The organism is Cohnella phaseoli (genome assembly GCF_003386235.1).
Lineage (GTDB): Bacteria > Bacillota > Bacilli > Paenibacillales > Paenibacillaceae > Cohnella > Cohnella phaseoli.
The window spans coordinates 15,084-28,682 of sequence record NZ_QRDZ01000003.1 but is presented as its reverse complement, the minus strand read 5'-3'; the positions used below and the strand labels follow the sequence as shown (position 1 = coordinate 28,682).

At 55.0% G+C, this 13,599-nt stretch carries 10 protein-coding genes; 1 reads left to right on the top strand and 9 read right to left on the bottom strand.

Annotated elements, in window-relative coordinates; all coding sequences use genetic code 11:
* Positions 1-18 precede the first annotated feature (18 nt).
* Positions 19-1,329: a beta-N-acetylhexosaminidase gene (gene nagZ, locus DFP98_RS04210; protein ID WP_116059324.1), complete on the top strand. Its 1,311-nt coding sequence runs from the start codon at positions 19-21 to the stop codon at positions 1,327-1,329.
* Positions 1,330-2,019: 690 nt separating this feature from the next.
* Here the strand turns inward: nagZ and DFP98_RS04205 are convergent.
* From DFP98_RS04205 to DFP98_RS04165, 9 genes are all read right to left on the bottom strand, one after another.
* A complete protein-coding gene (locus tag DFP98_RS04205; protein ID WP_246016412.1) occupies positions 2,020-3,135 on the bottom strand; it encodes an ABC transporter permease in 1,116 nt (371 codons plus the stop codon).
* A 1-nt stretch (position 3,136) separates the two neighbouring features.
* Positions 3,137-4,066 carry an ABC transporter ATP-binding protein gene (locus tag DFP98_RS04200; RefSeq protein ID WP_116059323.1) on the bottom strand — a complete coding sequence of 310 codons (930 nt, stop codon included), beginning with the start codon at positions 4,064-4,066 and terminating at the stop codon, positions 3,137-3,139.
* A 167-nt stretch (positions 4,067-4,233) separates the two neighbouring features.
* On the bottom strand, positions 4,234-4,881 hold the full coding sequence (gene pyrE, locus DFP98_RS04195) for an orotate phosphoribosyltransferase (RefSeq protein WP_116059322.1): 648 nt from the start codon (positions 4,879-4,881) through the stop codon (positions 4,234-4,236).
* Positions 4,878-5,579 carry an orotidine-5'-phosphate decarboxylase gene (gene pyrF / locus DFP98_RS04190; protein ID WP_116059700.1) on the bottom strand — a complete coding sequence of 234 codons (702 nt, stop codon included), beginning with the start codon at positions 5,577-5,579 and terminating at the stop codon, positions 4,878-4,880. The genes pyrE and pyrF overlap by 4 nt, the downstream gene beginning before the upstream one ends.
* Before the next feature lie 117 nt (positions 5,580-5,696).
* On the bottom strand, positions 5,697-8,915 hold the full coding sequence (gene carB / locus DFP98_RS04185) for a carbamoyl-phosphate synthase large subunit (RefSeq protein WP_116059321.1): 3,219 nt from the start codon (positions 8,913-8,915) through the stop codon (positions 5,697-5,699).
* Positions 8,902-10,047 (bottom strand): carbamoyl phosphate synthase small subunit, encoded by a 1,146-nt coding sequence (locus DFP98_RS04180; RefSeq protein ID WP_116059320.1) that lies wholly within the window; start codon positions 10,045-10,047, stop codon positions 8,902-8,904. The genes carB and DFP98_RS04180 overlap by 14 nt, the downstream gene beginning before the upstream one ends.
* A 12-nt stretch (positions 10,048-10,059) precedes the next feature.
* Positions 10,060-11,364 carry a dihydroorotase gene (locus tag DFP98_RS04175; RefSeq protein WP_116059319.1) on the bottom strand — a complete coding sequence of 435 codons (1,305 nt, stop codon included), beginning with the start codon at positions 11,362-11,364 and terminating at the stop codon, positions 10,060-10,062.
* Between the two features lie 53 nt (positions 11,365-11,417).
* A complete protein-coding gene (gene pyrR / locus DFP98_RS04170) occupies positions 11,418-11,957 on the bottom strand; it encodes a bifunctional pyr operon transcriptional regulator/uracil phosphoribosyltransferase PyrR (RefSeq protein WP_371822905.1) in 540 nt (179 codons plus the stop codon).
* A gap of 291 nt (positions 11,958-12,248) precedes the next feature.
* Positions 12,249-13,502 (bottom strand): LL-diaminopimelate aminotransferase, encoded by a 1,254-nt coding sequence (locus DFP98_RS04165; RefSeq protein WP_116059318.1) that lies wholly within the window; start codon positions 13,500-13,502, stop codon positions 12,249-12,251.
* Positions 13,503-13,599 lie beyond the last annotated feature (97 nt).

Sequence of the window (13,599 nt, the reverse complement as noted above, 5' to 3'; positions counted from 1 at the left end):
CTAAAGGAGTGTCGTGTGATGAAGCACGGTTTTGCGAAAATAAAGACGACGTTCGGAATCGGAGCGCTCATTCTGATTTTATGCAGCTGCTCGAATGCCTCCTCGCCTGGGGCACCTTCCGTCTCGCCTAGTTCGCCAATCTCTTCCCCTCCCGTTACGTCCGTCCCCTCTCCCTCAGGTTCATCTCCTTCCGAGACCTCTTCATCGGAAAAGCCTCCTTCTTCCGATAAAGATGACATTTCTCGTCTTCTCGAATCCATGACGCTTGAGCAAAAAGTCGGACAGCTTATTATCGCGGGCATTGACGGTACGAAATTCGATGAGAAGATGCAACAGTTAATAACGAATCAACAGGTCGGGGGGGTGATTCTGTACAAGGATAACTTCTCCGACCTTGAAGGTTCGGTTCGCCTCGTGAACGAATTAAAGCAGGGAAATGCCGACAATCCGCTCCCCCTCTTCATGAGCGTCGACCAGGAAGGCGGTACGGTTAGTCGCCTGCCCAAAGATTTTGCTGCCCTTCCGAATGCGATGAAGGTCGGAAAGACAGGCAAGCCAGAATTGGCGGAAGAGATGGGCGGCTTGCTCTCCAAGGAGCTACGTATCATGGGCTTTAACATGGATTTCGCGCCCGTGCTGGACGTGAACAGCAATCCGAAAAATCCGGTCATCGGCAGCCGCTCGTTCGGAACCGACGCTAAGCTTGTCGCCGACATGGGCGTTGCCGCGATGCGCGGTTTACAGGCAGGAGGCACGATTGCCGTCGTCAAACATTTTCCCGGGCATGGAGACACTTCCGTCGACTCCCATTTGGAGCTGCCTACCGTCCCCAAGACAGTCGAACAATTGGAGAAGCTGGAGTGGATCCCGTTTCGGGCAGCAATCGATCAAGGAGCGGATGCCGTCATGATCGCGCACATTCTATTTCCCTCGATTGATCCCGACTCTCCATCCTCTCTGTCCAAAGCCGTCATCACCGACCTTCTTCGCGATCGGCTCGGATACGACGGGGTCGTTATTACCGACGACATGACGATGGGCGCTATTGCTCGCAACTACGGCATTGAAGAAGCGGCTCTACAGTCCTTTCTGGCCGGCAGCGATCTCATCCTTGTCGCCCACGGCTACGACACGGCGAGTCAAGTCTACGATAAGCTGCTCAAAGCGGCCCAATCCGGAGTAATCTCCGAAGCCCGCCTTGACGCCAGCTTGCGACGAATCATCTCTCTGAAGCATCAATACAAACTATCCGATGATTCGATCCCGATCCCGACGGCGACCGCCCTTCCTAATGAAGAAATCAAACAGTGGCTCTCTCAACTGCAATAGCTGTCCCGTATACAGTGAGCCGGCAGGACATATCCTACCGGCTCTCTTATCCCCTCTGCTCAGAATGGTGGGCCCAATGCCCTTCTTTTCGCTCCTTATGGCCACTATCCCTTCCGCTCAGAACTCTGGACCATTTCCTCCACTTTTGCACCTTATGGCCACTATCCCCTTCGCTCAGAATTCTGGCCAACTCTCTCCACTTTTGCACCTTATGTCCACTATCCCTTTTGCTCAGAATTCTGGGCGCCCGCAGTCTTTATTCAAATTTCCAAAAATAGATCCACCAAGCAATTCGTTTCTCAACTCGGTAATGAACTAAGTTTAAGATATCTGAGTCGTAGGGATAGCGCCAAAGCAAGTTGAATAGCCGATACCGAAAGCAACTGCTCTGAGCTATGGGGATAATGACCATAAGCAAGAAAAATTGATGGACTGAAGGCGAGAAGCCTGAGTTACGGGGATAATGACCATAAGCAGGAAAAATGATCAGTTTCGGGCGGAGAGTCTGAGCTACGGGGATAATAGCTATAAGCTGGAGATTGAGATAGCAGCGGGCAGGCATAGTACTGAGTCAACGGGATAATGGAACAGGCTGCGAAAAAGAGAAAGAATAGAGGCCTGCAAAGCTTAATCGCAGGACGCCGGATTTGCGCCACGATCAAGCCAGCAGGCTCTAAAAAGGATAGTAAGTTAGCGAGCGTCGATTTTTGTTTTGCGGTAGATCAATACCCCGATTAAGAAAGCGACGACGCCCCAAGCGCCGAGAATGCCGATTCCGGCCCAGAAGTCGGCGGATACAAGCCCGCTGCCATACACCATTCCGTCTCGAATTCCGTTTACGAAATAGGTTAGAGGAAGCACTTTCGATACGGGAATGAGCCACTCTGGAAACCCGCTCGTCGGGAAGAAAATGCCGCTCAAGAACATCATTAGAAAGCTAGCGATGTTAGCCATTCCCATATAAGCCTCGATAGATTTGCTGAAGGAGGAGAAGAGATAGCCCAATGCGTTAAAGGCCAGCGCTCCGATCAAGAAGGCGACGATCAATGTCGGGAAGTCCAGATGGAGCTTGGCGCCAAAGCCGAGCACTCCGATCAGAGACAAAATGATGATTTGCACAATCCCTAATATGAAACGCACCATCATTCCACCTACTCCGAATAGTCCCATTTTCACCGGGGTAAGCTTTAATCTCTTCAGCAATCCTTTCCGTCTCATCTCTACCATGTCTACCATGCCGAACAATCCGCCCTGAGCCACGGCGAGCGCGATCATCCCCGTCAGCAGGAAATCGACATAACTCAAATCCTCGCTGCCGCTCGAAACGGCCGTCATTTGCACAGAGTAAGTCGGCGTGACGCCGGCTACTTGGTAATTCGTCTGCTGCACGAATTTATCCAGAATGCCCGCAATCGCTTGAGTCGTCGCGCCTTTCTCGTTTTCTTTGTTGACAATGACCTCGAGTGTAGTCGCGTTATCGCCAGGAAGAATGATGACAGCGTCTACATCTTTGTCCTTCACCCACTCGTCCGCTTGTTCGGCCGTCACCGGCTGCTCGGACTTCCACTCCAGGACAGGCACTTGGCGCAAGTAACCTTCCAACATATTTGACGCTTCGCTTACGCTCGGCTTAACAACCGCGATTTTAGCTTTGAAGTCGCTTCCGCCGCCCCCGCCAAAAATGATCATAAAAATAACCATCAGAATGATCGGAAAAAAGAGATTCCAGAACCAAACCTGCTTCTCGCGGAACATCATTTTAAGCTGTGCGCCGAATAATTTGCCAAGCTGTTTGCCGTTGCTCACCCTAGTCCCTCCACTCTTTGCCGGTAAAGGCGATAAATACGTCCTCGAGACTCATTTCGCGGATGGAAACCTGTTCGACCCGGTACCCTCTTTCCTTCGTAAAACCGAAGACTCCGTACAGGGTTTCCTCAGGACGCACCGACCATAGCTTAAGCGAAGAGCCTTCAAGCTCCGTGCGGACGACTGTAGCATCGTTCTTGGCCACCTGCTCCGTCTCCAGCGCCGCAGCCTCCCCATCCTGGAAGTGCAACCGAACCTCCCGCTCCTTCGTTAAGCTGTCGATTAGATTGGCCGGCGTGTCGAGCGTAACGACTTTGCCCTGATCGACGATGCAGACGCGGTCGCTTAGCTTTTCGGCTTCTTCCATGTAGTGAGTTGTCAAAATGGTCGTCTTGCCAAGCTCCTTGAGCTTCAGAACGATGTCCCAAATGTTGCGTCGAGCTTGCGGGTCCAGTCCGGTTGTCGGCTCGTCGAGGAAAATGATTTGGGGATCGCTGATCATCGCCAGGCCGATCGCCAGCCGCTGCCGTTGTCCGCCGGATAGCGATTTCACGTTTTTGCGGCGGTGATCGGTCAAGTTGATCATTTCCAGCACTTCGGACGGATGTTTGGAACGAGGGTAGAACGAGGCGAACAAATCCAGGTTTTCTTCCACGGTGAGCAGATCAAACAAGGCGCTCGACTGCGGCTGTACGCCGATAATCGTTTTGATCCGATCAGCCTCCTTGTCCCACTTCATCCCGTTGATCGAGATCGACCCGCCATCGGGCGTCTGCATGCCTTCGATCATTTCCAGCGTCGTCGTTTTTCCAGCTCCGTTCGGGCCGATGATCGTGAACACCTCGCCGCTTTCGACGGAAAAGCTGATTTCCTCCACGGCCTGCACGGCGCCGAACGCTTTGCGCAGGTTCTTCACTTCCAGAATGGCCACGTTTACACTCTCCTTTTTTTGCCCAATCACATAGGATAGATCTATTGTAACTCAAGCCGCGCAAGCGATCGACGGTCCAGAGCACGCTTTGAATCTCGGTCTGGAGACGGAGTAAACGACAAAAAAGACGACTCTCCGATCAGAGAGCCGCCGCTTGTTTGACCATATTATTTTCCGAACGCTTGCGGATTTTCCCGCCATGACTGCAGCAGGCTAACGTCGGACTCGTTAATCGTGCCGCGACGCAGCGCTTCGTCTACGAGCGCCGAGTAGTTCGACAGCGTCTTTAATTCGACGCTTTCATCCTGGAAAGCTTGCTCCGCCAGAGCAAATTGATAAGTGAAGATCGCCAATACTCCCTGCACGTCTCCGCCTGCTTCCATCACAGCCAGTGCCGCTTTAAGCGAGCTACCGCCGGTGGAGATCAAGTCCTCGATGACGACGACCTTCTGCCCGTCCTTGATCAGACCTTCGATCTGATTTTGCTTGCCGTGTCCTTTGGCCTTGTCGCGAATGTACGCCATCGGAAGGTTCAGCTTCTGCGCAACCCATGCAGCGTGAGGAATACCAGCCGTCGCAGTTCCGGCAATAACTTCTGTGTCCGGATAGTGCGTGCGAATGAGCGTTGCAAAGCCTTCGGCAATTGCGTCCCGAATGTCGGGATAGCTCATTGTGAGCCGATTGTCGCAGTAGATCGGGGAAATGATGCCCGATGTCCAAGTAAACGGCTCATTCGGACGAAGGGCGACAGCCCCGATGTCCAGCAGATTGCCCGCGATGACGGCCGGCAGTTGTTCGACGGAATAGTTGCTCATAATTGAGTCATCTCCTTTAATATAGTGTCCAGCGCTTCTTCCGGCTTGCTTGCTCCCGTAATAGGACGTCCGATGACCAAATAGTCGGTACCGCCCTCAAGCGCGTCACGAGGTGTCGTAATACGCGTCTGATCTCCGACTTCAGCCCAACGCGGACGGATGCCCGGCGTTACGGTAATGAAGCTCGCCCCGCAAGCCTTTTTGACCGCGGCAACCTCCAACGGCGAAGCGACAACGCCCTGCAGCCCGGCCTTGCGAGCCAGCTCCGCGTAGTGGACAACGGCGTTCTCCAGATCGCCCGGGATACCGATCTCATCATTGAGAACTTGCTGGCTTGTACTCGTCAGCTGCGTCACCGCAATAACGAGCGGCGCTTGCTCGACATCGCCTGCCTGCAGCGCATCCTGCACGCCTTCCGCCGCTGCGCTCATCATCGCCAGCCCGCCCGCTCCATGCACGTTAAACAGGTCGACGCCAAGCCGAGTAATGCTCCGGGCTCCTCCGCGTACCGTGTTCGGAATGTCATGCATTTTCAAGTCGAGGAAAATGCGGAACCCCCGGCTCTTGAGCTCTTGCACGATGGCGGGACCGGCGGCGAAAAACAGCTCCATGCCGACTTTCATCCAGCAACCGAAGCCTTGCAGCCTCTCGGCCAGTTCCAGCGCCGCTTGCGCATCGGGCTTGTCCAGCGCCACCATGATCTTTCCTGCCGCTTCATTGCGGGTTAGTAACGACACTCCGATTCCTCCCTGTGATTCGACTCGGAATATAGAAGCCCGATCCCCTGACGAATCGGGGACCGGGCGACATTCATGTTAGGACTGGAACGCAGGCATCGGTTCGCTCGAGAAACGGAGCGCCTGCAGCATGTTCAGCAGGGCGCTTACCGTGTCCAGCGACGTCAGACAGACGACGCCGTTCTCGACCGCTTCGCGGCGGATACGGAATCCGTCGCGCTCCGGCGTTTTGCCCTTCGTCAGCGTATTGACGACGAACTGCGCCTCTCCGGTGCGGATCAGATCCAGAATGTTCGGCGAGCCGTCGGACAGCTTGTTGACGCGGCGAACTTTAAGTCCTGCAGCCTCAAGAGCGTCAGCCGTACCGCCAGTTGCAAGCAGCTTGTAGCCCAGATTGTAGAAGCCCTTCAAAATTTGAATCGCTTCTTCCTTGTCCTTGTCGGCAACCGTGGCGATGATCGCGCCGGAATTCGGGATTTTCATGCCCGAGCCGACCAAGCCTTTGTACAACGCCTTCGCATAGAAACGATCGCGGCCCATCACTTCGCCGGTCGACTTCATCTCCGGCGTCAGCGTCGGGTCGACGCGGCGCAGCTTGGCAAAGCTGAATACCGGCACTTTGACCGAGACGAACTCGTCTTCCGGCCATAGACCTTCTTGGTAGCCAAGCTCTGTCAGCTTTTTGCCCAGAATCGCTTGCGTTGCCAGGTTAGCCATCGGAATCTTGGTCACTTTGCTCAGGAAAGGCACGGTACGGGACGAACGAGGGTTAACCTCGATCACGTACACTTGATCTTGCCATACGACGAACTGAATGTTGACGAGTCCGACCGTTTTCAGTTCCTTGGCGATCTTGATCGTAATGTCGATCGCTTGTTGTTTCACATCGTCGGACAACGATTGCGGCGGGTATACCGCGATCGAGTCGCCGGAGTGAACGCCCGCGCGCTCGACGTGCTCCATGATGCCCGGGATGAGCACTGTCTCGCCGTCGCAGATCGCGTCGACTTCGATTTCTTTGCCAAGCATGTAGCGGTCGATCAGAACCGGATGCTCAGGATTGATTTTCACAGCCACTTCCATGTAGGAGAGCAGTTCATCGTCGGAGTAGACAATTTCCATCGCCCGGCCGCCAAGGACGTAAGACGGACGCACGAGAACCGGATAACCGAGCTCTTGCGCAGCGCCAACCGCTTCTTCAACGGAAGTGACCGTCGTGCCTTTCGGCTGCGGTACGCTCAGCTTGCTTAGCAGCGCTTCGAACCGCTTGCGATCTTCCGCTTCATCGATGCTGTCCAGCGATGTGCCCAGGATGCGAACGCCGGCTTTCGCCAACGGCGCTGCCAGGTTAATCGCGGTTTGTCCGCCGAATTGTACAATGACGCCGATCGGCTTCTCCTGCTCGATGACGTTCATAACGTCTTCGAAGAAGAGCGGCTCGAAGTAGAGGCGGTCCGACGTGCTGAAGTCGGTGGACACCGTCTCCGGGTTGTTGTTGATAATGACAGCTTCGTAGCCCGCATTGCGGATTGCCCATACGGCGTGAACGGTTGAGTAGTCGAACTCGATGCCTTGTCCAATACGGATCGGACCGGAGCCGAGCACGATGATTTTTTCTTTGTCGCTCGGAAGAACTTCGTTCTCCGTCTCATAAGTGGAGTAGTAGTATGGCGTCGTCGCCTCGAACTCCGCGGCGCAAGTATCTACCATCTTATAAACCGGCGTGAAGCCTTGTTCCTTACGGTAAGTGCGGACATCCGCTTCTTTCGTATAGGCTCCGGACGGATGTCCTTCGCTTCTCAGCTCCGCGATTGCGCGGTCCGTCAATCCGTTTCTCTTCGCCTTATACAGAAGCTCCGGAGTAAGCGCAGGCGCTCTGCGGATCTCGTCTTCCAGCTGAATGATACGCTCGATCTTGTCGAGGAACCACCAGTCGATGTTGGACAAGTCCTGAATACGCTGCAGCGGCCAGCCGCGACGGAACGCTTCGGCGACAAGGAACATTCGCTCGTCGTCCGGTTTGATCAACCGGTTTTCCAGCACTTCGTCGGATAGCTCTTCTGCACCCTTCAGGTAAATACGGTGCACGCCGATTTCGAGAGAGCGCACCGCTTTATGGATCGATTCCTCGAACGTGCGGCCGATCGCCATAACCTCGCCGGTCGCCTTCATCTGCGTGCCCAGCTTGCGGTTCGCGGAGGTGAACTTATCGAACGGCCAGCGCGGAATTTTCGATACGATGTAGTCCAGCGTAGGCTCGAAGCATGCATATGTTTGGCCCGTAACCGGGTTGACGATCTCGTCAAGCGTATAGCCTATCGCAATTTTCGCCGCCATCTTAGCGATCGGATAGCCCGTCGCCTTGGACGCGAGCGCCGAGGAGCGGCTGACGCGAGGGTTAACCTCGATGACATAGTATTGGTAGCTTTGCGGATCGAGCGCAAACTGTACATTACAGCCGCCTTCGATGTTCAGCGCGCGAATGATCTTCAACGATGCCGAGCGAAGCATTTGGTATTCGCGGTCGGACAGCGTCTGACTTGGCGCGACGACGATGCTGTCGCCGGTATGAACGCCGACCGGATCGAAGTTTTCCATGTTACAGACGACGATACAGTTATCGTTGGCGTCGCGCATAACTTCATACTCGATTTCCTTCATGCCGGCAATCGATTTCTCGATCAGACATTGGCCGATCGGGCTGTAGCGAATACCGCTGTCGACGATTTCACGCAGTTCTTCCTCGTTGGCGCAAATACCGCCGCCCGTTCCGCCCAGCGTGTAAGCCGGACGAACGATGACCGGGTAGCCGATGGTCGCGGCGAAGTCTACGGCCGCTTGAACGTTCGTAACGATGTCTGACTCCGGCACCGGTTGGTCGAGCTCGCGCATGAGGGCGCGGAACAGGTCGCGGTCTTCCGCTTTTTCGATCGCCGTCAACTGCGTGCCGAGCAGCTTAACGCCTTCTTTTTCCAAGACGCCTGCTTTCGCCAGCTCAACCGCCATGTTAAGACCCGTTTGTCCGCCGAGCGTCGGCAGAAGGCCGTCCGGACGTTCTTGGCGAATGATTTGGGAGACGAATTCCAGGTTGATCGGTTCAATGTAGACTTTGTCAGCGATGTTCGTGTCGGTCATGATCGTCGCCGGGTTACTGTTAATCAGGACGACTTCGAAGCCTTCCTCTTTCAGCGCTTGGCAGGCTTGCGTGCCGGCATAGTCGAATTCCGCCGCTTGTCCGATGACAATCGGACCGGAGCCGATGACGAGCAGTTTTTTGAGCGAATTATTTTTGGGCATACAGCAGCTCTCCTCTCAGCGTCTCCGACAATTGGGCTTGACGCGGACGTTCCGGGTTGGCATTCTTGTGATCGCGGATCATTTGCAGGAACCGGTCAAACAAGTAGCTGTTGTCGTAAGGTCCTGGAGCCGCCTCCGGATGGTATTGAACGGTGAAGGCCGGAAAACGTTTGTGCTTCAAGCCTTCGATCGTTTTGTCATTGTTGTTGATGTGCGTCACTTCCAGTTCGGTTCCGGCGATCGATTCGTCGACGACCGTATAGCCGTGGTTCTGGGAAGTGATGAAGCAGCGGCCGGATTCCAGCTCTTTCACCGGGTGGTTGCCGCCGCGGTGGCCGAATTTCAGCTTGCCCGTATCCGCTCCGCACGCCAGCGCAAACAGTTGGTGTCCAAGGCAAATTCCGAAGATCGGATACTCGCCGAGCAGTTGACGGATCGTTTCAACGGCGTGCGGCACGTCTTTCGGGTCCCCAGGACCGTTGGACAATTGGATGCCGTCCGGGTTCAAGCGGCGAATTTCGTCTGCCGTCGCATCCTGCGGAACAACGATTACGTCGCAGCCGCGCTGCGTCAGATCGCGCAGAATGCCGCTTTTTGCGCCGTAGTCGATCAGTACGATACGTTCTTGGTTTCCTGGGCTGGAGAAAACCGACTTGGTCGACGTTCGCGCGACTTGGTCGCGCATCAACGGAGCCGCTCCGAGACGCTCAAGCAATTCCTCTACACGCTCGTTGCCGGTGGTAATGATGCCTTTCATCGTGCCGTGCACGCGAAGAATTCTCGTCAGCATGCGAGTATCGATCTCGCTAATGCCCGGAATTTCATATTCTTTCAACAGTTGGTCTACTGTATATTGCGCTCTCCAGTTGCTCGGCACGTCCTCGTGACGACGCACGACAAAGCCGTGTACGAACGGGCGAATGCTTTCGAAATCATCGCGGTTGATGCCGTAATTGCCGATGAGCGGATAAGTCATCGTGACGATCTGGCCGCAGTACGAAGGATCGGACAGCACTTCCTGATACCCTGTAATCCCTGTATTAAACACCACTTCTCCAACGGAGCCGGCTTCGGCTCCGAAGCTTTTTCCGGTAAACAGCGTACCGTCTTCCAACAACAATCTTGCCTGCATTCCAATCACTCCTTAGCGGTTAATGCCGTTCTCTTCGGTCCAGACCACTTTGCCGCCGACCATCGTCATGCTCGGCCAGCCGTATAGCTTCCAACCCGCAAACGGGGTATTGCGACCTTTCGTCAGGAACGTCGCAGGATCAACCTCGCGCTCGTTCTCCAGATCGATCAATGTCAAGTCCGCCGGCGCTCCTTGTTCCAACGTTCCATATGGAAGGCGGAACACTCTTGCCGGATCGCTCGTCATTCGGCGCAGCAGGAAGTCGAGACTCCAACGTCCGGTGCGTACGAACTTCGTGTAAAGCAGAGGGAATGCGGTCTCGAATCCGACGATTCCGAACGGAGCGCGCTCCATTCCGCGAGCCTTCTCTTCCTCGCTATGCGGAGCATGGTCGGTGACAATAATGTCGATCGTTCCATCCTCCAGCGCCTGAATGCAGGCCTCGACGTCCTTCGGTGTCCGCAGCGGCGGATTCATTTTCCAGTTGGCGTCCATGCTGTCCGGGATATCTTCGTCCGAAAGGATCAGATGATGCGGGCACACCTCGGAAGTGACGTTTACGCCGACCGACTTGCCTAGGCGGATAAGACGAATCGATTGCTCCGTACTCACATGGCATACATGATAGTGTACGCCAGTCGCCTCGGACAACAAAATGTCCCGACCGACATGGATCGCTTCGGACTCGTTCGGAATGCCCTTAAGTCCGTGCTTGCGAGCGAACTCGCCTTCCGTTACCGCCGCGCCTTCCACCAACGTGTCGTCCTCGCAGTGTGCGATAACCGGCATGTCGAGCGATTTGGCAAGCGCCATTGCGTTTTTCATCATCTGCGCGTTCTGCACACCGACGCCGTCGTCCGTAAAACCGATCGCTCCCGCTTCCTTCAGAGCAGGGAAATCCGTCAGCTCTCGGCCCAACTCATTTTTCGTGATCGCCGCATAAGGCAGCACCCGTACGACGCCTTCGGTCTTCGCCTTGTCCAGCACGAGCGAAATCGTCTCCTGCGTATCCATCACCGGCCGCGTATTCGGCATCGGCGCGATGACGGTAAAGCCGCCCTTGGCCGCCGATTCGGTACCGCTGGCGATCGTTTCTTTGTATTCAAAACCCGGCTCGCGCAAGTGAACATGCATATCGATCAACCCCGGCGAGATTAGCTTGCCCCGAGCGTCGATCGTTTCCGCCCCCGATGTGTCGGGCGCCGCTTCTCCGGTGCGCCACTCCGCGATAATCCCTTCCTCGATACGCACATGCGCGACCTCGAGTCCTCCGGCTTCCGCGCTCCATCTGCTAGCGTTAATAATCCATGTCGTCATCTGTTCACTGGCGCCTCCTCTAGCATAATTGAACTTTTAATCCTATCCTTGGTCTAGCCTTCGATCTCCGCCTCGCGTGGATGCATAATCGTAACGCAATCCGTCTCATCGACTTCGCTCAACGAAACATCGATCTTCTCCTGTCGAGACGTCGGCACGTTCTTACCGATATAGTCGGGGCGTATCGGAAGCTCGCGATGTCCTCTGTCCACCAGGACAGCCAGTTGAATCGATTGCGGCCTTCCGCAGTCCATCAGCGCATCCAGCGCCGCGCGGATCGTGCGCCCGGTGTAAAGCACATCGTCGACCAAAATAATTCGCTTGTCGGTTACGAGCCGCTTCAGCTCTTCTCCCGGCCCGGCCGCGTTCGCTCTAGTCGCCGAAGGGCGATCGTCGCGATAGCGGGTAATGTCCAGTTCGCCGACCGGAATCGGCTGGCCTTCGATGTCATAAATTCTTTCGGCAACCCGTTGCGCCAAGTAGACGCCTCGGGTTCGTATCCCGATCAGCACGCAGTTCTGAATGCCCTTGTTCTTCTCGACCATCTCGTGAGCGATTCGGGTAAGCGCCCGCCGAATGGCGGATTCGTCCATGATGACGCGCGAGTCCGACAATCCGATCCCTCCTTCAAGCGAGATTTGCACATAAAAAACCTCCTTGCGCATTTGCAAGGAGGATTCAGCCAGAACAAAATATCGGCAGACAGCGGTAACGATGCTTGCCCAACTTCAGTCTAACCCGAAGATAAGCATGCCCGTCGCATGTCTAGGGATATGTGTCAATTCTGCGCCACCTTGCCAGTCTCTCTGGACTGAGTTAAAGGTACCCGTTCACTAACAACGATTATCCCATGTTCGACATGAAGTGTCAAGAAAATCCGCACATTAAAATTCGAATTGAACGTCGGTCAGTCGGCGCTTGATCTCATCGATGACGCGAGCTTCCTCCGCTTCTCCCTGCGCGATAAACGTAACCGAAAAACGAATGAATTTGCCCGCATCGTCCCACGGTACGGTGGAGATCAGCTTCTCGCGTATCAGATATTGCGAGAAATCTTCGGCAGATTCAAACCGCTGTCCGCCGACGATGCCTTTAGGCGCTTCGACGTAGAGGAAGAAGGAGCCTTTCGGCTTCTCGGCGCGAAAGCCGATTTCGTTCAGCACCGCAACGAGCCTATTGTGCCGGCGGGAATACTTCTCCGAGATGGCCTCGGTGATTTGCGGATTCTCCAAACCGTAAGCGGCCGCCTTCTGAATTGCGATGAACTGTCCGGAATCGTTGTTGTCCTTGACGTCGCCAAATGCTTTCACGATCAACGGATTTCCGGCGATAAAACCGATCCGCCATCCCGTCATATTGTACGACTTGGACAACGAGTGCAGTTCCACGCCGACATCTTTAGCGCCCGGTACGGACAAAAAGCTAAGCGGCCGGATTCCGTCATAGGTCAAAGCGGCATACGGAGCGTCATGCACGACGACAACGTTGAACTTCTTCGCCCAAGCGACGACCTGTTCGAAAAACTCGGTCGTAGCCGCAGCACCGGTCGGATTGTTCGGATAGTTCAAGTACAGCAGCTTTGCGCGTTTCGCAATCTCTTCCGGAATGGCATTCAGGTCCGGCAGGAAGTTGTTCTCCTTCGTCAGTTGAACGTTATATACCTCTCCGCCGAGATATTTTGTATGTGTGCCCAAAACAGGATAGCCCGGTACCGTCATAATCGCGACATCGCCCGGATTAATGAACACCGTAGGCAGCATCGCAAGCGCAGGCTTGGCCCCGATCGTATGCAAAATCTCCGTCTCCGCGTCGATTCCGTCAACGGAGAACACTTCCTTCAAATACTTCGCCGCCGCATGTTTGAATTCGGCGATGCCGTTATCCGCGTAGCCGCGATTTTCCGGTTTGGCCGCCTCTTCCGCCAGCTTGGCGACGATGCCGGCGTCGGCCATCTCGTCCGGCTCGCCGACGCCCATATCGATCAGCTCGACGTCGGGGTGGGCTTTCTTGGCTGCAGCTTTGGCGCGCTTGATTTTCTCGAACTTATAAATGTTCGTATCTTTGCCGTAGTTGGAGCCGCCGATGCGGGCGGCAAACTGCTCCTGAATGTAAGTCGACTGATAATGTTCTGCGCTCATTCCAGACACCCCTTGTATCGTTGCATAGTCATATTCAAACTATGAACGATACGGGAAAAGACAGCCATGGATTATTGCGCCGATCATTTGCAGTTAT